The organism is Amycolatopsis rhabdoformis (assembly GCF_035918295.1).
Classification (GTDB): domain Bacteria; phylum Actinomycetota; class Actinomycetes; order Mycobacteriales; family Pseudonocardiaceae; genus Amycolatopsis; species Amycolatopsis rhabdoformis.
Genome location: NZ_CP142149.1, coordinates 6,415,682 through 6,434,627, shown reverse-complemented (window position 1 = coordinate 6,434,627; position 18,946 = coordinate 6,415,682). Strand labels below are relative to the sequence as shown.

The following is an 18,946-nucleotide window of genomic DNA, read 5'->3' as shown; positions in this document are numbered from 1 at the left end:
CGCACCCAATGCCACATTGGGGCGGGTTGGACTATTCACGAGCGGGAACCAGCCGGGGCTTTCGCGCGTCCTCCAGTTGGCGGTATCCACGCCGGTGTCGGTCGGTCGCACCGGATGTGGGAATCTCGGTGCCGAGCGGGCTCCGACATGGCAGCATGTCGGCTCGGGCCACGGGAAACACGGGAGGGTGTGCGTGCGGGTAGGACGCAAGGCGGCGCCGGTGCTGGCGCTCGCGGGGGCGCTCCTCGCCGCGTGCTCGAACACGCCACCGCCGCCGGTGGTCACGTCGTCGCCGGCGTCGAGCACGCCGTCGCAGCCCGCGGCGTCGCAGATCGTGGTGGGCATCGACGACGTGGTGGGCGGCTACAACCCGCACACGCTCGCCGACTCGTCCACGGTCACGTCGGCGCTCTCGCAGCTGCTGCTGCCCTCGGTGTTCCGCCAGTCCGACGACGGCAAGCGCACGCTCGACAAGACGCTCATGACCTCGGCCGAGGTCGTGTCGCAGATGCCGTTCACGGTGAAGTACGAGATCCGGCCCGAGGCCTCGTGGTCCGACGGCGCGCCGATCGCCACCGAGGACTTCACCTACCTCGCCGACGCCATGAAGTCGCAGCCCGGCGTGATCGAGCCCGCCGGCTACCGGCTGATCAGCGACATCGAGTCGCGCGACGGCGGCAAGGGCGTGGAGGTCACCTTCAGCAAGCCGTACCCGGCCTGGCAGACGCTGTTCGACAACCTGCTCCCGCAGCACCTCCTGAAGGACCTGCCGGGCGGCTGGCAGGCCGCGCTGGCCACGAGCTTCCCGGCTGTCGGGGGGCCGTTCGCGATCAAGACCATCGACACCGCCCGCGGCGAGGTCACGCTGCAGCGCAACGACCGCTACTGGGACAAGCCCGCGGCCGTCGACACACTGATCCTGCGCCGCTCCGACCCCTCCGGGATCGCGACCGCGCTGCGCAGCGGCAACGACCAGTTCTCCCTCACCCGCACCGACGCCAACAGCCTGCAGCTGCTCAACGACCTCGGCTCCGCGGTGAAGCTCACCACGCTGCCGCGGCCCACCGTCGCCACGGTGCTGCTGCGGCCCGTGAGCGCGGTGCTGTCCGACCGCCAGGTGCGCCAGGGCGTGGCGGCCCTGCTCGACCGCGGCAAGCTCATCACGGCGGGCGCCATGGGTGGCCCCGCGGCCGCGCTGAAGGCCGACGCGCAGGTCATCCCGCCCACCGGCGCCGGCTACGCGCCCACGATCCCGGCCGGCCCGCCCGCCGCACCCGACCTCGCGAAGGCCGAGGGCTACTTCAAAGCCGCCGGCTACACGAAGGAAGCCGGCGTGTGGCGCAAGGGCACCAAGACGCTGACGCTGGTCATCGCGTCGCCCGGGGAAGAAGAGCCCTACGCGTCGATCGCGAAGGAGCTCTCCGACGAGCTCATCGCCGGCGGCGTGCAGGTGAACACCATCAAGCCCGAGCCGCGTGACCTGTTCGCGTCGCTGCTCGCCATGCCCGTGCTCAACGGCCAGCAACAGGGCGGCCCCGACGCGAACGGCAACGTCGGCGTAGACATCGCCGTGGTCCCGCAACCCGTGGGCGGCGACCCGGCCACCGTGCTCGCGTCCACCTTCGGCTGCGCTCCCGAGCAGGCCACGGCGGACAAGACGAAACCCGTGGTGCCCGCCAACTCCGCCGGCCTGTGCACCGAAGGCCTCCAAGCCTCGATCGACTCGGCCCTCACCGGATCCACCACCCTGGCCGACGCCCTGAAGACCCTCGAACCCGAGCTCTGGTCGGACAACGTGGTGATCCCGCTGTTCCAGGAAGCCGAGACCTTGGCCGTGGGCAAGGGAATCTCCGGCCTCACGCCGGGGCCGCCGATGCTGGGCCCGTTCGGCTCGGCCGTGAACTGGACCCGCGGCACGAGCTGAGTGCCCCGACGCTCAGAGCCGTGAAGCAGGGCCGGTAACTCGACAGAGTGATCGGCCTTCGAAGTCCATTTTCGGCAATCGCAGGTCCTCTGGCATCGCCGGAGAAGGCACACCTCAGTCCCCGCCTGATTGCACTGGGTCCGTACCACGGACTCCGAGCTTCGTCCACTGTGCCACCACCGGTGAGAAGTTCGTGGTGATCGCCGGGTACAAGGGCGATGCCGACACCCAACATCTGGTCGCCAGCAAGAACAAGACCTGCGGATATGGCAATTCGCTGCGACGGCGATCTCGTGTTCGCTTCCGACGACCCCGGCAATCAGACCTACTGCACCGTCGTTTCCGGGCGAGAAGGCAGCGCCCCGTTCGCCGAAGCCAAGTACTGCCGGGTCCTCTGAACGGAAGAAGGGCTTCCCGAGGAGATCCCTCGAGAAGCCCTTCTGCGGCAAAGAGAACTCAGATCAGCTGCAGGCTCTCCGCGAAGTGGCACGCCGTCGGGTGACCCTGGCCGTGGTCGACCAGCAGCGGCTCCTCCGTCGTGCACTTCTTGCGGCCCGCGTCGTCGATCTCGTTGGCGAACTTCGGGCAGCGGGTGCGGAAGCGGCAGCCCGAGGGCGGGTTCGCGGGGCTGGGCACGTCGCCGGTGATCACGATGCGCTGGCGGGTGCGTTCCTTGCGCGGGTCCGGCACCGGGATCGCCGAGATCAGCGCCTGCGTGTACGGGTGCGTCGGCTGGGTGAAGAGGTCCTCGGAGGCCGCGGTCTCCACGATCTTGCCGAGGTACATCACCGCGATGCGGTCGGCCACGTGCCGGACCACCGAAAGGTCGTGCGACACGAACAGGTACGACAGCCCGAGCTCGGCCTGCAGGTCCTTCAGCAGGTTGAGCACCCCGGCCTGGATCGACACGTCGAGCGCCGACACCGGCTCGTCGAGCACCAGCACCTTCGGCTTGAGCGCGAGCGCACGGGCGATGCCGATGCGCTGGCGCTGGCCGCCGGAGAACTCGTGCGGGAAGCGGTTGCCGTGCTCCGGGCGCAGGCCCACGGTCTTCATCAGGTCACGGACCTGCTGGCGGCCGCCGTTTTCGTAGAGGCCGTGGATGCGCAGCGGTTCGGCGATGATCTCGTTGACCGGCAGCCGCGGGTCCACCGAGGCGTACGGGTCCTGGAACACGATCTGCATGTCGCGCCGCAGGCGCTGCAGCTCGCGCTTCGACAGCTTCGCCAGGTCGCGGCCTTCGTAGGTGACCGTGCCGTCGGTGAGCGGCTGCAGGGCCAGCGCGATGCGGGCGGTGGTCGACTTGCCACAGCCCGACTCGCCGACCAGCGCGAGCGTCTCGTGCGGGTAGATGTCGAACGACACACCCGACACGGCCTGCACCGCACCCGTGGTGCGGCGGATGAGGCCGCCGCCACGGATGGGGAAGTGCTTGACCAGGTTCTGCGCGGAGAGGACGGGCGTCCGGGTCGCCGTGGCCTCGCTCATCAGATCGTCTCCGAGTCGGTCGCGGCGTCGACGGTGACCGGAACGGCTGCCGTGTCGGCCGAGGTGGCGCTGAACAGGTCGGCCGGGTCACGGCCGACCACCTGCTCGGTGAAGTGGCAGGCGGCGAACTGCGACCCGGGGCCCGCCACCAGCGGCGGTTCCTCCTTGTCGCAGATGTCCTGCGAGATCGGGCACCGCGGGCTGAACGGGCAGCCCGGCGGCATGTTCTGCGTGGCCGGCGGCGAGCCGGTGATCGGGGTGAGCCGATCGGTCTTCACGTCGAGGCGGGGCAGGCTGCCCAGCAGGCCCAGCGTGTACGGCATCCGCGGCGTGTAGAAGATCTCGTCGACAGTGCCGGACTCCACGACCTTGCCCGCGTACATCACGTGCACGCGGTCGGCCTGACCGGCGATCACGCCGAGGTCGTGGGTGATGAGCACCATCGCCGCGCCCGTCTCCTTCTGCGCCGCCTGCAGCGCTTCGAGGATCTGGGCCTGCACGGTCACGTCGAGCGCCGTGGTCGGCTCGTCGGCGATGATCACGTCCGGGTTGTTGGCCATCGCGATCGCGATGACCACGCGCTGGCGCATACCGCCCGAGAGCTGGTGCGGGTACTCGTCCGCGCGCTGCTTCGGGTTGGGGATGCGGACCAGGTCGAGCAGGTCGATCGCCTGCTTCTTGGCCACGTCCTTGCGCACGTTGTGGTGCGCGGTGATCGCCTCGGCGATCTGGTCGCCCACGGTGTACACGGGGTTGAGCGAGGTCATCGGGTCCTGGAAGACCATCGCGATGCCCTTGCCGCGGACCTTGTTGAGTTCCTTCTCACTGGCCTTCAGCAGCTCCTTGCCGCCGAAGCGGATGGAGCCGGAGATCCGGGCGGTGCGCGGCAGGAGACCCATCACGGCCATCGACGTCACGGACTTGCCCGAGCCGGACTCGCCGACGATGCCGAGCACTTCGCCGCGCTGCAGGTGGTAGCTCACGCCACGCACGGCGTTGACCACGCCGTCGTCGGTCGGGAACTGGACGGTCAGGTTCTCCACCGTGAGGACGGGATCACCGCCGCGTCCGTTGGAGTCGTACTCGGTCATGCGCGCACCTTCGTCTGCTGGGGGTCGAACGCGTCGCGCAGGCCGTCCCCGATGAAGTTGATCGTCAGCGCGATCAGGATGATGAAAACGCCCGGGAAGTAGAACAGCCACGGGCGGGTGTCGACCGCCGTCTGCGCGTTGCTGACCAGCAGGCCGAGCGAGGTGTCGGGCGGCGTGACGCCGAACCCGATGAACGACAGCGCGGTCTCGAGCAGGATGCCGATCGACACCAGGATCGTCAGGTTCACGATGATCGCGCCGAGCGCATTGGGCACCAGGTGCCGGAAGATGATCCGCGCGTCGCTCGCGCCGAGCGCCTTCGAGGCTTCGACGAACTCCTTCTCGCGCAGGGAGAGCACGACACCACGGGCGACGCGCGACACATAAGCCCAATACAGGCCGGCGATGACCACGGCGATCAGCCACCACGTGCCACCCACCTGGTGCGCCAGCACGGCGGCGACGGCGAGCAGCGGCAGCGTGAGGATCAGGTCGGCGATGCGCATCAGGACCGTGTCGATCCAGCCGCGGTAGTACCCGGCGATCGAGCCCCAGATCGTGCCCACGATCGTCGCGAAGATCGCGATCAGCACGGAGATCTGCAGCGAGATCTGGGTGCCGCGCATCACCTGGGCCATCGTGTCGTGGCCGACGGCATCGGTGCCGAACGGGTGCCCGCCTGACGGGGGCGCGGAGTTGTCCTCGCTGATGAACCCGGGCGTGTACTTCCACACCAGCGGGCCGATGTAGGCGAAGAGGACGATCAGGATGAACACGATGAGGCTGATCATCGCCAGCCGGTGCTGCAGGAAGCGCTTGAAGACCAGCTGCGCCTGGCTGCGTTCCTTGACCGTGAACTCGCGCTCGGGAACGGTGTCCGGCTTCGTCGCGACGTCGAGGCGGGAGTCCGCGCCGGTCGGCAGTTCTTCGGTCGTCGATTCGTCAGGCATAGCGGATCCTCGGGTCGAGCAGGCCGTAGAGCAGGTCGGCGATGAGGTTGAGCAGGATGATGAACGTGGCGGCGATGAGCAGCCACGCCTCCACGGCGTAGACGTCGCTCTGCCGGATCGCGTTCAGCAGGAACGTGCCCGCACCCTGCCATTGGAACACGGTCTCGGTCACCACGGCACCGCCGAGGATCGCACCGATGTCCAGTGCGGTCACGGTCGTGAGCGGGATGAGCGCGTTGCGTAGCGCGTGCCGGCGGGTCACCGTCCAGCGGGGCAGGCCCTTCGCACGGGCCAGCCGCACGTAGTCGCTGTTGAGGACCTCGAGCATCGACGCGCGCTGGAAGCGGCTCCAGGCCGCGTAGCTGGTGAGCGCCAGCGAGATCGTCGGCAGGATCAGGTGGCCGGCGATGTCACCGAACTGCGCTCCGAACCCGTCGGGGGTGATCACCGACGAGGAGCCGATCGTGTAGAAGATCTGGTCGCCCACCGAGGTGTTGATCCCGATGCCGATCTGCTTCAGCACGATGGCGAACCAGAACGACGGCATCGACAGGAACAGGAAGCCGAAGAAGGTCGCGGTGTAGTCGAACTTCGAGTACTGGCGGGCCGCGCTGATCACGCCGATGACCACGGCGAGGATCAGGGCCACGATCATGGCCAGCACGATCAGCCGCAGTGTCACGCCGAAGCGGACGAAGACCTCGTGGCCGATGTCGAGGTTCGACTGGACCGACGGGCCGAAGTCACCGCTGAAGACGCCGGTGATCCAGTGCCAGTACCGCTCGAGGATCGGCTGGTCGAGGTGCAGGCGGATCCGCTCGAGCTCGATCGTCTGCGGGGGCGGCGGCGGGTTTCTCTGGATCAGGTAGCTCAGCGGATTGGCCGAGAGCGACACCATCACGAAGACGACGAAGGTCGACACGATCAGGATCGGCACCGAAATCAGGAGCCGGCGCAGTGAGAAGGCAAGCATGGAGGTCTTCCTGCTCTGGTGGTTCTGCCGCGGACCCGCCGCTTGTGGTGGCAGGGCCGGGGCGACGAGAGAGGCAAATCTGGAGTTCGGGATGAAGCGGACTTGACGGTACGGACATGCGGTGAGGGGCCGGCGATGTGCCGGCCCCTCACCGGTTGTCCTGCGTGAATCTACCCGCGCGAATCTACCGGGTGGTGATCACTTGCGGAGGCCCCACTCCGCCATGTTGTAGACCGGGGCGTCGAGCGTGGAGTTGTTCCGGATGTTCCCGATCTTGTCGGACGAGGCGATGAAGGTCGGCTTCTGGTACAGCGGAAGCACGTACGCGTCGTCGGACATGATCTGGTCCGCCTGGTTCAGCAGGTCCGTGGCCTTGGCCTGGTCGGTCTCGGTGTTGGCCTGGGCGATCAGGCTGTCGACCTGCGGGTTGGAGTACTTGCCGTAGTTGCTGCCCTGACCGGTGACCCAGTTCTGGACGGCGCCCGCGAACGGGAACGGCGAGGAGACCCACGCGAACACGATGATGTCGTAGTCGCCCTTGGTGGTGGTGTCACCGAGGTCGTCGGTCGGCGACACGTTCACCGTGATGCCCAGCTGCTTGGCAGCCGCCGCGAAGAGCTCGCACTCGTCCTGGCGGATCTGGTTGCCGACGGTGTAGCGGATCCGGTACGGGCCGACGTTCTTGCCCGAGGGGTCCTGCAGCTGCGTGCCGTTGAGCTTGTAGCCGGCGTCGGTGAGCAGCTTCTTCGCCTTGTCGATGTCACCAGTGCCCTGGCCGGTCGACGTGACGACGTCCTTGAAGCCCGACTGCTGCGGCATGAAGTTGTGGTTGTTCAGCGGCTCGACCTTGTTGGTGAACTGGCCGACCGTCTTCGCGATCATGTCCTTGCGGTTGATCGCCGTGAACATCGCCTGACGCAGGGCCTTGTTGTCGAGACCCGGCGACTTCAGGTTGAAGTCGAAGTGCTCCCAGGTCAGGCCGAGGCCGATGTAGGAGGAGATGTTCGGCATGTTCTTGACCTGGTTCACGAGGTCGACCTGCGGCTGCGGGTAGATGACCTGGACCTCGTTGTTCTGCAGGGCCGTCGGCTCCTGCGTGGCGTCGGTGATGACGCGGAAGATCACGCTCGACAGGTGCGGCTTGGCGCCCCAGTACTTGTCGTTCGGGACCTCGGTCACCGACTGGTTGTTCACGAACTTCGAGATCTTGAACGGACCCGCGGTCCAGGTCGGCACGGTGTCGCCGAACCACTTGTACGACGAGGCGAGGCCGGCCGGGGTGGCGGTGTCACCGTGCTGAGCGGCCAGGTGCGCCGGGTACATCGCGCCCGAGGAGCTCCACAGCTGACGCCAGTCGGTGAACGGCTTGGAGAAGGTCGCGGTCACCGTCTTGCCGTTGTCCGAACCGACGACCGAGGAGACCTGGTCGTAGCCCGAGGTCGTGGCGGCCTGGCAGTCCGGGCAGTCCTTGCCGTTCTGGACCTTCCAGTTGTAGATGAAGTCGTCGGCCGACACCGGGGTGCCGTCGTCCCAGGACGCCTTCGGGTTGATCTTGTAGACGACCACCTGCGGGTTGGTGCTGGTGACGTCCGCCGACTCCACGAAGTCCTTGTTCAGGACCGGCTTGAGGTCCGGCGTCGCGTAGAAGGTGTAGGGCAGGATGCCCTTGGTGACCATGCCCGTCTCGAAGACGTTGCCCTCGGCCGAGGTCACGTTCCAGTTGGGGATGTTCTTCTCGATGGCGTACGTGACGTCGCCGCCCTGCTGCAGCTGGTCGCCGGCAACCGTGTTGCACGTGTTCGGGTTCTGGTCGCAGTCGGCGAAGGCCTGCCCGGTCTGCACCGCGCTGTTGCCACCACCGCCGCCGCCCCCGCAAGCGGAGAGCAGAAGGGCCGCGCCCGCGACGAACGCACCGAGCTTCACGGCGCGCGACCTAGTCGTCACTAACATTCATTCTCCTTGCTCGACGCCGTCGCGGGTTTGCGAGGCGACCTCTTCCTGACCGCAAGCCTCGATGTATTCGAGTTAGCTCACCGTAGTCGTGCAACCTAGGCAGTGGACAGGCGTCAAAACTATCGATCCGGACACTCTCAGTGAGATCGTGATGGAACAGCAATCTCGTCTTGCCTAGGCCCACCTCGGGTTCTGCGGTTGATCGACTACTCACGGTAGCTAAACTTCGATCATCGCTCCCCCCGGTCGGGGACTTCCACGGGACGTGGGTCATTCGGCTCGGGGGACAATAACCGACGTCATCATCTTTGTGGACCCCGCGAATGGACTAGTCACACAGCCGTGACAAACCGGAAGTGACAAGGAATTAACCTGATCTCGTGAACGTCCGCGACCGTTTACCGGAGTGCGGGCCGGACGGCATGTCGCCCCCATTCCGGGGCCGTCCCCGGAGGTGGCCGGAACCCCCGCCGCGGAACGTTCCGGGACTCGGAACGCCGGGTGCCCGGCGCCGCGACCGGACTTCATTAACCTGGTGCCGTGATCCGAAAGCTCCTGCTCGTCCACGCCCACCCCGACGACGAGACCATCACCACCGGCGGGGCGATCGCCCGCTACGCCGCCGAGGGCGCCGAAGTTTCGGTCGTCACGTGCACTCTCGGCGAGGAAGGCGAGATCGTGCCGCCCCGGCTCGCGCTGCTGGCGTCGGACGCCGCGGACCAGCTCGGCGGCTACCGCTCGGGTGAGCTCGCGGCCGCGTGCGCCGCTCTCGGCGTGACCCGGCACGCCTACCTCGGCGGCATGGGCCGCTGGCGCGATTCGGGCATGGCGGGCACCCCGGCCGCCGAGCACCCGCGCGCGTTCGCCGCCGGCGGCCTCGACGAGCAGGCCGCCCAGCTGGCCGAACTGCTCGACGAGCTGGCCCCCCAGGTCGTGGTCACCTACGACTCCTTCGGCGGCTACGGCCACCCCGACCACATCCGCGCCCACGACATCACCATGGCCGCGGCGCCGCGCGCCGCCTCGGTCGAGCGCGTGTTCCACGTCGTGCACTCCCGGACCGCGGTCGACGCCGGGCTCGCGCGGCTGCGCGCGAGTAGCGGCTCACCCTTCCGGGTACCCCAGGACGACGAGTTGCCCGGCACCCCGGAGGAGAAGGTCACCACCGTGCTCGACACCTCGGCGCACCTCCCGGCCAAGATCGCGGCCCTGCGTGCCCACGAGACGCAGCTGACCGTGGCCGACACCTTCGACGGGGAAGTCGTGCACTTCGCCCTCACCAACGACATCGCCCAGCCGATCCCGCCCGCCGAGTACTTCGTGCTCGCCCACGGCCCGGCGGCCGGCGCGGACACCGACCTGTTCGGCGGGCTGTGACGTGCCGGCCCCGCTGAGTTCCGGTCAGCGCCTGATGCTCGGGCTGCTCTGCCTCGACGCGCTGGTGCTGGCGTTGCTCGAAGTCTTCTTCCTGCCGCTGCGCGTGGGCACGCTCGGCGAGGTGCCACTGCCGCTGACGGTGCTCGTCGGCGCCGTCACCACGCCGTGGCTGGTGCTCACGGCCGCGAAGCTCGTGCGGCCGGGGTTGTCCTGGCCGCCGCTCGTGGTGTGGGTGGTCGTGGTGTTCGGCGTCGGGTTCCTGGGGCCGGGCGGCGATCTCGTGCTCGTTCAGGACTGGCGGGCCATTCTGTTGCTCGGCGCGAGCGCGCTGCCCGCCGCGCTCGTGCTCGGCGGCGGCCTCGGCCGCGCGGCCTCGGCGAAGGGCCGGGTCCGTGGCTGACCCCATTTCGGATGGTCAGGTCGTGGCGGTGCTGCGCCCGTTCGTGCGCGCCTGCGCGCCGATGATCGACGCGCTGCGCGAAGCGGACCCGTTCGGCCTGCGCGGGCGGGCCCGGAAAGCGGGCGGGGCCGACGAGTTCGGCGACGACGGCTTCAAGGAGAAGGTGCTCGGCGCGCTCACGTCGGTGAAGGTGCCCGGCACCGCCGCGTGGGCCGCGATGGACATCGACCAGCGCGCGGGCTGGTGGGTCAACCGCGTCGGCCGGCTCACGTCGGTGCTCACCTCGATCCCCGGCCTCGGCGGCGCGCTCGCCGATCGGCTTCCGGTGCAGGACACGCTCGGCGCCGCGTCACAGGGACTGCTGCTGTGCGCGATCGCGGGGGAGTACGGCGTGACCGACGTCGGCAGCCGCGTGCGGCTGATCGCTTCGGTGCTCTTCGACCGCGACATCACCCCGGCGCTCGCCGCGGGCAAGCCGGCCGACGAGTCCGCAGAGGACAGTGCGGCCGCTCGTCTCACCGAAGAATTGACGGAATCCGAACGAGCCCACGGCAAAGTGACGGTGAAGGCCGTCGCCGGGACGCTGTGGCGGCTCGGCCGGTCGCTGTGGGGCATCACCGAGGAACTCGAGAAGCGGCCGCGCGGCCGCTTCTACCACCGGGCCCTCGGGATGGTGCCGGTCGTCGGCGCGGCCGGCGACTACCTCGGTGAGCGCTGGGGACTCAAGCGGGCGTGGAAGCGCGCGCACGAGTGGCTGATGGCCAACTCGCACTGGGCTTCGCTGTCCTGAGTCCGCGTCACCGCCAGAAGAGGAAGGCCTCCTGGCCGATGAGCGAGGCGAGGCTGCTGCCGCCGAACGCGTCGAAGATCAGGCCGGCGACGTACCACAACGCGTCGGACAGCGGGCGGAACGCGAAGAACAAAGCGAACAGCACCAGCGGCGCCCACGGCCGCACCCGCGCGCCGAACGCCCGCGCCGCCGGCGAGAGGTACGGCTCGATCGCGCCCCAGCCGTCGAGGCCGGGAATGGGCAGGATGTTGATCAGGAACGTCATCACCTGCAGCAGCGCGAGGTAGGACAGGCCGTAGTACAGCCCCGCCGACATCGGCACCAGCGCCGCGACGAGACACAGCGCGGCGCCCACCCCGAGGTTCGACAGCGGCCCGGCGAGCGACACCCACGACGAAGTCGCGCGGTTGCGCAGCGCCCCGCGGTTGATCCACACCGCACCGCCCGGCAGCGGGATGCCGCCGATGAGGAGGAAGATCAGCGGCAGCACGATCGACAGCACCGGGTCCGTGTAGCGCCGCACGTCCAGCGTGAGGTAGCCCTTCTGGGCGACGCTCGCGTCGCCGCCGCGGTAGGCGACGAAGGCGTGGCCGAACTCGTGCAGGGTCAGTGAAGCGATCCAACCGCCGGCCACGAGGAGTACGACACCGGTGACGTAGAGCGGGTCCCGGTCACCCGTGAGACTCGCGGAATCACCGTAAGCGGCCAGGATTCCGCCGAGGACGGCGACCGCGAGGATGCCGATGAAGACCGGGCTGGGCCGCACTGCTGATCTCTGCACTCCACCAGTCTTCCGTATGCCCGGTGTGAAGTCTTCGGCGTGTCCCCTTGCGCACGGCGCGAGAGGTATCCCCCGAACTCGCTACTCCGCTTGACCTGACCGCACTACACGGGTGTAATCACAGTGATGTCATTCGTTGTCGAGAGGGGACAGCGGATGTCGTTTCACCACCGCCAGCCTGGGGAGTGCGTAGGAGCGAGGAGGCGGACGTGCGGTTGGAAGCAGAAGGCTCGAGGACAGACTCGATGCCTGAAAAGAGGGAGTGGGGGCACGTCGTGGGTTGGGGCGAGAACCCTGAGCAGGAGCTGGGGGATCTGACCGACCTCTTCGATGCCACCGAGGAGGAACAAGACTGGCAGGAGCGCGCCCTGTGCGCGCAGACCGACCCAGAGGCGTTCTTCCCCGAAAAGGGCGGCTCGACCCGCGAAGCCAAGCGGATCTGCCTGGGCTGCGAAGTCAAGGACGAGTGCCTCGAGTACGCGCTGGCACACGACGAACGCTTCGGCATCTGGGGCGGCCTGTCGGAACGCGAGCGGCGGAAGCTCAAAAAGCGAGCCGTGTAACCGCTCCGCGATGGGTGGGGTGTGTCCGCGGAGTGCGCGGACCATCTCGCTGCGCTGGTGTTTTCTGGGGGTGCAACCCCCAGACCCCGCCCGGGGGCACGCCCCCGGACCCCCAGTTGTGGTCACCTTGGCGGGGTTGAGGTTCTCGAGTTGGCGAGCCCGTGGATTCCACGCTGGTCATTTTGGCTGGTTGTGGCCGTGAGTGGGCTCAGCCCTGGGTCCCGCTGTGGTCGCTGTGGCGGGGCGAGGATTCGGTGGGCTGAGCCACTGGATCCCGCGGTGGTTGCGTTGGCGGGGTCGAGGTTTTTCAGCGGACTGAGTCCTCGGAGCCCACTGTGGTGACGGGTGGGGTGGGTTCGTGGGGAGTGCGGGCCGCCTTGGCGGCGTGGTGTTTTCTGGTGTGTAAGCCCGGAATTCGGCTCGTTGGGCATCTCGAAACTTTGGTTGTGGGCGGGTTTCGGGGCGGGGTGGGGTGGGTATCCGGGGCTGGTAGAGCGAGGCGCTCCCAGGCGCGTGTGTGGTGTTCCCTCGAAGTTGTCGGTGGTCGCGGCGGTCCGTCGTGGCCGATGTCCCTGAGCGGGTGACGGTCGTTGTGCCGTCGTGTCCCATGTGGTCGGTGGGGAGAATCCCAGCCCGTGGGCGCGGTTTCCGTCGATGTGGCGGAGACGTCAGTGTGAGGTGCGGCGCGTGGCCGCACGAAGGCAGGAGCGGCGGCCCGGCCCGTGTGGGCCCGGCGCCGCGAGCGCGGGTGAAGCCGTAGGGTGGCCGCACCCGCCCGCAGCCTGACCAGGAGTGGTTGTTGACCCGCACCGTCGCCGCGTCCGCTGTGAGGACGCTGCCCGTTCTGGCCATTGTGGTCTGTCACGACGGCGAAGAGTGGCTGCCGCTCGCCCTTTCTTCCTTGCGGCGCAGCACAGTACGACCGAGGCACGTGCTGGCGGTCGACACCGGGTCCACCGACCTCACGGCCAAGCTCCTCGCCGAGGCGGCCGAGCCCGGCGGGGTCGCGGCCGGGCCCGATTCACAACCGGTGCTGTCCGGCGTCATCACTCTTTCGAGTGAAATTGGCTTCGCTGCGGCGATCGCGGCGGCGGTGGCGCACGCGGTGGAGCGGTGGGGCGACCCGGGCGCGTGGCTGTGGCTGCTGCACGACGACTGCGCGCCGGAGCCCGACTGCCTCGAGCAGCTCCTGAAGGCCGCCGACACCGAGCCGTCGGCGAAGGTGCTCGGCCCGCTCGGGCTGGACTGGGCCGAGCCGCGCCTGATCGTGGAGGCCGGGCTGTCCACGGACGCCTCCGGACACCGCCAGCAGATGGCCGCGCGCGGCGACGAGCCGGGTGAGGTGCTCGCGGTGCCGAGCGCGGGAACGTTGGTGCAGCGCGAACTCTGGGACACCCTCGGCGGCTTCGACGAGGACTTCTCGTTGCTGCGCGAGGATCTCGACTTCGGCTGGCGCGCCAACGCCGCCGGCGCGCTCGTGCTCTCGGTGCCGGCCGCGCGCGTGCGCCACGCGCGGGCGCTCTCGACCGGCCACCGGACACCCGACGCCGCGGGCCGCTCGCTCGCCGCCGTGAACCGGTCGCACGGGCTGCGCGTGTTCCTCGTGAACTGCTCGCCGTTCTCGTTCTGGTTCGGGCTCGTGCGGCTGCCCGTGCTCCTGCTGCTGCGCGCGCTCGTGTTCTTCGTGCTCAGACGCCCGACCGAGGCCGGCGCGGAACTCTCGGCGCTCGGCTACCTCACGCGCGGCCACGGAAAACTCCGTGCGGCACGGGCGAACCGGCGGGAATCGCCGCGCCCCGGCACCGTGCGCGGACTGTTCGTGGGCCGGGTCACGCGGCTGCGCAACGCCGTGCGCGCCGGGGTCGTCGGGCTCGTGCGGCGGGGTGTGGAGAGTGACGTCGCGCTCGGCACGGTGCCCGAGGGCGTCACCGAGGAGCCCGCCTGGATCGCGCCGGAAGCCCTCGGCACCGCGGACCGCCGGCCCGTCGGGCCCGCGGCGTTGCCCGCGGGAGCGTTGCGGGGCTTGAGTTCCCGCGGCTCCGGGCTGCGCCGGCCGGGAACGGTCGTGGCCGTCACCGTGCCGGAGGCGCCCGAAGCACCGGCACCGGAAGCCGCGCCGCAGCAAGAAGAAGTCGCTTCTGAAGCAGCCGACGGCGCGAAGCCCTCACCCGTGCCACGGCCGGCGCCGGCCGTGCGCGAACCGGGGCTCGTGTTCGTGGAGGTGAACCGCCGCCGGGTGCTGGCGGCGACGATCTTCGCCCCGCCCGTGGTGCTCGTCGTGCTGCTCACGGCCCTCGCGCTGGTCGTGAACCGCGGCCGCCTGGGTCTGGACCTCTCCGGCGGTGGGCTGCTGCCGGTCGGCAGTCTTGGCGACGTCTGGTCCACCTACCTCGCGCCGTGGCACGCGGTCGGCGGCGGCACAGGCGCGCCGGCTCCCGCGACGCTGCCCGTGCTCGGCACGATCGGCGCGATCTTCGCGCCGATCGGCGGACCGGCCGCGCTCGTGGCGATCCTGCTCATCGGCGACATCCCGCTCGCTGCCCTCAGCGCGTACGTGGCCACGCGCAAGCTGCCCGTGCGGCGCTGGGTGCGCGCGGTCGTGGCGGCGACGTACGCCTTGCTGCCCGCCGCCACCGCGTCGGTCGCGCAGGGGCGCCTCGACGTCGTGGTGGTCCACCTCGTGCTGCCGCTCGTGGTCGCGGGCATCGCGCGACTGCTCACGCGGCCGGGCACGCGCTGGCTGCACGTGTCGGCGCTCTCGGCGTTCGGCGTCGCGGTGCTCGGTGCGTTCTCGCCGCTCGCGCACGTCCTCGCGCTCGTGGGGCTGCTGCTCGGTTTCGTGGTCCTGCCGGCGCCGACCGGCCTCGCGCGGCGCGCCGCGTCGGTCGGGATCGTGGTGATCCTGCCGCTCGTGCTGCTGCTGCCGTGGCCGACGGTGCTGCTCAAGCACCCCGAACTCCTCCTGCACGGCCTGAGCGGTCCCGCCGCGCCCGCGTCCGGCGCCGATCTGGCCGGGCTCACGCCGGGTGGCCCGGGCGCGTGGCCGATCGGCGTCGCGGTGCTGGCGGCCACGCTGGTCGCGCTCGTGGTGCGGCCGACGAAGCAGGTGGCCGGCGGCCTCGCACTCGCCGTGCTCGGGGTCGCCGCCGTGGTGCTCGTGCGGCAGGTGCCGGTCGCGCCGCTGCAGGGCGGGCCCACCGCGGCCGGGTTCACGGGCGTGCCGCTGCTGGTCGTCGGCGCCGGACTGCTGTGGGCGGTGCTCGCGACGTGGCAGCGCGGCGGTGCGGCGAGCGTGCCGGCCCCGTGGCTGCCGAAGGTCGCCGGGGCCGCCGGCGTGGTGGTGCTGATCGCGCTGGGCGTCGGCGCGGTCGGCGCGGGGCACGACGGCCCGCTCACGGCCCAGCCGCGCCCGGCCCTCGCCCCGGAAGTCGCCGCCGACCTCGCCGGCAGCGGCCGCGCCGTGCTCGATCTCGGGCCGCTCACCCGCCAGACCGGCGGCCGCCTCGCGCTCTTCGGCGACGACCAGCTCGCGCCCACTCCCGGCACACCCGAGCGCCTCGCCGGCTGGCGCCGCGACCTGCTCACAGGCGACGCGAACGCCGTGAAATCGGCCGTCGCGGCGGCCGCGGTCTCCGGCGTCGAGTACGTGATCCTGCCGGCCGGCAGCGACCCGCAGGCCCTGGTCTCGCTCGCGCGTGACCTGATCTCGCCCGCCGCCCCGATGTCCGACGGCCGCCCCGTGGTCCGGCTCCTGCCCAAGGCCGGCGAGGTCACGCTGATCTCCCCGGAACTCGCCAAGGCCGCCGTGACGGGCGGCGGCGCGCCCGGTGCGTCCCCCGGCGTCTCACCCGTCGACGCGCAGCTGCCCGATGTCCGCGTGCGCGCCTCCGACGGCCCCACCGGCCGGCTGCTGGTGCTCGCCGCCGAGGAGGAAGCCGGCTGGCAGGCCAGTGTGAACGGCAAGGCCGTGCCGATCGTGCCCGCGTGGGGTCACCAGGTGGCGGTGTCGATCCCGGCCCAGTCGTCGGAGGTCTCGCTCGCGTTCCCGGGCACCGAACGAAGCCTGCTGCTGCTCGCCCAGCTCGCCGCGGTCCTCTTCACGGCCCTCACCGCCGTGCCCTCCCGCCGGCGCGCACCACGCCGCTGAGCCCGACCACCCGATCACCCGACTGCCGAAACACCCCGACTCCGGAACCCGATCACCCGACTCCGGAACCCGACCACCCGACTGCCGATCACCTGACTGCGGAACCCGGCCATCTACGACGGGCACCAGCCCAAATCGGCTCAGTCGCCTTCGATCACGTCCGGCTCGACGCCGAGGTAGCCCGCGACCTGTTCCACGAGCACGTCGTGCACGAGTTCCGCCAGCTCACCGGGGTCCTTGGCGCGGGCCTCGAGCGGTCGCCGGTACAGCACGATCCGGGCGCGCGTGGGCAGCCCCGCGCGGTCGACGCCGGCCGGGACCAGGCGGGACAGGGGCACCGAGCCGTCGTGGAGCACGCCGTCGGCCGGGGCGCGGCCGTCGGGGCGGACCTCGGGGACCTCGTCGACCGCGACGTCGAGCTTGGTCAGCTCGTGGCGCCAGCGCGCTTCGATGGGTTCCAGCGCGTCGAGCACGAGCGCGTCGAACTTCTCCGCCCGGCTCGCGGCGGCGGGCAGGGACGCGGGGTAGAGCGCCCCGCGCAGGCCGCGGCCGTGCCGGTCCCTGCGCATCCGCTGCCGTTGTCGGTAATCACGAGCCGTCGCCACCGCGCAAGTCTATGCGGTAGCCAGGGCCACGCGCGTGTCGCCGGGGCCCCCTTGCGGCGACGCGCTATCGTTCTGGATCGTGCGGAGCGTACGGAAATGTTCGCGGACGGGTTGTCCAGAGCCCGCTGTCGCCACGCTCACGTATGCGTACAGCGATTCCACCGCCGTCGTCGGTCCCCTCGCCACCGCCTCTGAGCCGCATTCGTACGACCTGTGCGAGGCCCACGCGCTGCGGCTGACCGTGCCGAAGGGCTGGGAAGTCGTGCGCCACGAGGGCACGTTCGCCACTCCGGAGCAGTCGGCCGACGAGCTGACCGCGCTGGCCGAGGCCGTCCGCGAGGCGGGCCGCTCGGACCGGCCGGCGCCGCCGCCCGAGCCGGAGGGCCCTTCGGGCCGGCGCGGGCACCTCCGCGTGCTCCCCGGGCGCGCCTGAGCACCGCTCCCGCCGGTAGGCTTTCCGCGCGGCGCGACCGGCGCCGCGACGAGAACTGACGGCGGGGAGACGGCGTGCCAGATCTTTCGGGCATCGTGAAGGCCTACGACATTCGCGGCGTGGTCGGCGAGCAGCTCGACGCGTCACTGGTACGCGACTTCGGCGCCGCGTTCGCCCTGCTCATCAAGGCCGAGTCGCCCTCGGTGGTGATCGGCCACGACATGCGTGACTCGTCGCCGGGGCTTTCGGCCGCGTTCGCCGAGGGTGTGACCTCGCAGGGTCTCGACGTGGTGTCCATCGGTCTGTGCAGCACCGACGAGCTCTACTTCGCGTCGGGTTCGCTGAACATGCCGGGCGCGATGTTCACTGCCAGCCACAACCCCGCGAAGTACAACGGCATCAAGATGTGCCGCGCGGGTGCGAGCCCGGTCGGGCAGGACACCGGGCTCTCGGAGATCCGCGACACCGTGGAGCAGGGTGTGCCCGAGTTCGAGGGCAAGACCGGCTCGGTCAGCGAGCGCGACGTGCTCGCCGACTACGCCGCCTACCTGCGCAACCTCGTGGACCTCTCGCACTCGCGGCCGCTGAAGATCGTGGTCGACGCCGGCAACGGCATGGGCGGGCACACCGTGCCGACCGTGTTCGCCGGGCTCCCGATCGAGGTCGTGCCGATGTACTTCGAGCTCGACGGCAGCTTCCCGAACCACGAGGCCAACCCGCTCGACCCGAAGAACATCGTCGACCTGCAGGCCAAGGTCCGCGAGGTCGGCGCCGACGCCGGCGTGGCCTTCGACGGCGACGCCGACCGCTGCTTCGTGGTCGACGAGCGCGGCGAGCCGGTCTCGCCGAGCGCGATCACGGCGCTGGTCGCGGTGCGCGAGCTGGCCAAGGAGCCGGGCGGCACGGTGATCCACAACCTGATCACCTCGAAGGGCGTGCCCGAGATCGTCGCCGAACACGGTGGCAAGCCGGTGCGCACGCGCGTGGGCCACTCGTTCATCAAGGCGGAGATGGCGCGCACCGGTGCGATCTTCGGCGGCGAGCACTCCGCGCACTACTACTTCCGCGACTTCTGGCGCGCCGACACCGGCATGCTGGCCGCGCTGCACGTGCTGGCGGCCCTGGGCGAGCAGGACGGGCCGCTGTCCGCGCTCACGCAGGACTTCTCGCGCTACGCGGCCTCGGGCGAGATCAACTCGACCGTGACCGACCAGGTCGCGCGCATGCTCGCGGTGAAGGACGCCTACGCGGACAAGCCGGGTGTCGAGATCGACGAGCTCGACGGCCTCACCGTGCAGCTGCCGGGCGGCGCGTGGTTCAACCTGCGCCCGTCGAACACCGAGCCGCTGCTGCGGCTCAACGTGGAAGCCGCCGACCGCGCCGCGGTCGAGGCGCTCACCGACGATGTACTGGTTATTGTCCGGGGCTGAGCAAGCCAAGCTGTCATCGACCGGCCGTGACGAACTGTGTC

15 protein-coding genes are annotated in these 18,946 nt (G+C 70.1%); 8 read left to right on the top strand and 7 right to left on the bottom strand.

Going from position 1 to position 18,946, the window contains the following annotated elements; all coding sequences use genetic code 11:
• Nucleotides 1-193 precede the first annotated feature (193 nt).
• Nucleotides 194-1,924, top strand: coding sequence for an ABC transporter family substrate-binding protein (locus tag VSH64_RS29500; protein WP_326565995.1), 1,731 nt, complete (start codon nucleotides 194-196; stop codon nucleotides 1,922-1,924).
• Nucleotides 1,925-2,380: 456 nt separating this feature from the next.
• Here the strand turns inward: VSH64_RS29500 and VSH64_RS29495 are convergent, their stop codons facing one another.
• From VSH64_RS29495 to VSH64_RS29475, 5 genes are all read right to left on the bottom strand, one after another.
• Nucleotides 2,381-3,412 carry an ABC transporter ATP-binding protein gene (locus VSH64_RS29495; RefSeq protein ID WP_326565993.1) on the bottom strand — a complete coding sequence of 344 codons (1,032 nt, stop codon included), beginning with the start codon at nucleotides 3,410-3,412 and terminating at the stop codon, nucleotides 2,381-2,383.
• Entirely contained in the window at nucleotides 3,412-4,503 is a 1,092-nt protein-coding gene (locus VSH64_RS29490; protein ID WP_326565992.1) for an ABC transporter ATP-binding protein, read from the bottom strand. The genes VSH64_RS29495 and VSH64_RS29490 overlap by 1 nt, the downstream gene beginning before the upstream one ends.
• Entirely contained in the window at nucleotides 4,500-5,453 is a 954-nt protein-coding gene (locus VSH64_RS29485; protein WP_326565991.1) for an ABC transporter permease, read from the bottom strand. Before VSH64_RS29485 ends, VSH64_RS29490 begins: the two co-directional genes overlap by 4 nt.
• Nucleotides 5,446-6,426, bottom strand: a complete 981-nt coding sequence (locus VSH64_RS29480) for an ABC transporter permease (protein ID WP_326565990.1) — start codon at nucleotides 6,424-6,426, stop codon at nucleotides 5,446-5,448. Before VSH64_RS29480 ends, VSH64_RS29485 begins: the two co-directional genes overlap by 8 nt.
• 198 nt (nucleotides 6,427-6,624) lie before the next feature.
• Nucleotides 6,625-8,376: an ABC transporter family substrate-binding protein gene (locus VSH64_RS29475; protein ID WP_326565989.1), complete on the bottom strand. Its 1,752-nt coding sequence runs from the start codon at nucleotides 8,374-8,376 to the stop codon at nucleotides 6,625-6,627.
• A gap of 543 nt (nucleotides 8,377-8,919) precedes the next feature.
• On the opposite strand from VSH64_RS29475, the gene mshB reads away from it, so the two are divergent.
• Genes mshB through VSH64_RS29460 form a run of 3 tightly spaced genes read left to right on the top strand, consistent with a single transcriptional unit; the run spans nucleotide 8,920 to nucleotide 10,946 of the window.
• Entirely contained in the window at nucleotides 8,920-9,756 is an 837-nt protein-coding gene (gene mshB, locus VSH64_RS29470) for an N-acetyl-1-D-myo-inositol-2-amino-2-deoxy-alpha-D-glucopyranoside deacetylase (RefSeq protein ID WP_326565988.1), read from the top strand.
• Between the two features lie 34 nt (nucleotides 9,757-9,790).
• The gene (locus tag VSH64_RS29465; protein WP_326838055.1) at nucleotides 9,791-10,156 is read left to right on the top strand and encodes a hypothetical protein; all 366 of its coding nucleotides are present in this window, start codon (nucleotides 9,791-9,793) and stop codon (nucleotides 10,154-10,156) included.
• Nucleotides 10,149-10,946 (top strand): hypothetical protein, encoded by a 798-nt coding sequence (locus VSH64_RS29460; protein WP_326565987.1) that lies wholly within the window; start codon nucleotides 10,149-10,151, stop codon nucleotides 10,944-10,946. Before VSH64_RS29465 ends, VSH64_RS29460 begins: the two co-directional genes overlap by 8 nt.
• Before the next feature lie 7 nt (nucleotides 10,947-10,953).
• Here VSH64_RS29460 and VSH64_RS29455 read toward each other — a convergent pair whose 3' ends face one another.
• A complete protein-coding gene (locus VSH64_RS29455; protein ID WP_326838054.1) occupies nucleotides 10,954-11,712 on the bottom strand; it encodes a site-2 protease family protein in 759 nt (252 codons plus the stop codon).
• 260 nt (nucleotides 11,713-11,972) lie between these two features.
• Here VSH64_RS29455 and VSH64_RS29450 point away from each other — a divergent pair, with 260 nt between their 5' ends.
• Together VSH64_RS29450 and VSH64_RS29445 are read left to right on the top strand one after the other, a co-directional pair.
• Complete coding sequence (locus VSH64_RS29450) at nucleotides 11,973-12,290, top strand: WhiB family transcriptional regulator (RefSeq protein ID WP_326838053.1); 318 nt, start codon at nucleotides 11,973-11,975, stop codon at nucleotides 12,288-12,290.
• Nucleotides 12,291-13,089: 799 nt separating this feature from the next.
• Nucleotides 13,090-16,437, top strand: coding sequence for a glycosyltransferase family 2 protein (locus tag VSH64_RS29445; RefSeq protein WP_326565986.1), 3,348 nt, complete (start codon nucleotides 13,090-13,092; stop codon nucleotides 16,435-16,437).
• Nucleotides 16,438-16,577: 140 nt separating this feature from the next.
• Here the strand turns inward: VSH64_RS29445 and VSH64_RS29440 are convergent, their stop codons facing one another.
• The gene (locus VSH64_RS29440) at nucleotides 16,578-17,006 is read right to left on the bottom strand and encodes a metallopeptidase family protein (RefSeq protein ID WP_326565985.1); all 429 of its coding nucleotides are present in this window, start codon (nucleotides 17,004-17,006) and stop codon (nucleotides 16,578-16,580) included.
• 115 nt (nucleotides 17,007-17,121) lie between these two features.
• On the opposite strand from VSH64_RS29440, the gene VSH64_RS29435 reads away from it, so the two are divergent.
• Nucleotides 17,122-17,475 carry a DUF3499 domain-containing protein gene (locus tag VSH64_RS29435; RefSeq protein ID WP_204093559.1) on the top strand — a complete coding sequence of 118 codons (354 nt, stop codon included), beginning with the start codon at nucleotides 17,122-17,124 and terminating at the stop codon, nucleotides 17,473-17,475.
• 74 nt (nucleotides 17,476-17,549) lie between these two features.
• Nucleotides 17,550-18,905 carry a phosphomannomutase/phosphoglucomutase gene (locus VSH64_RS29430; protein ID WP_326565984.1) on the top strand — a complete coding sequence of 452 codons (1,356 nt, stop codon included), beginning with the start codon at nucleotides 17,550-17,552 and terminating at the stop codon, nucleotides 18,903-18,905.
• Nucleotides 18,906-18,946: the final 41 nt, after the last annotated feature.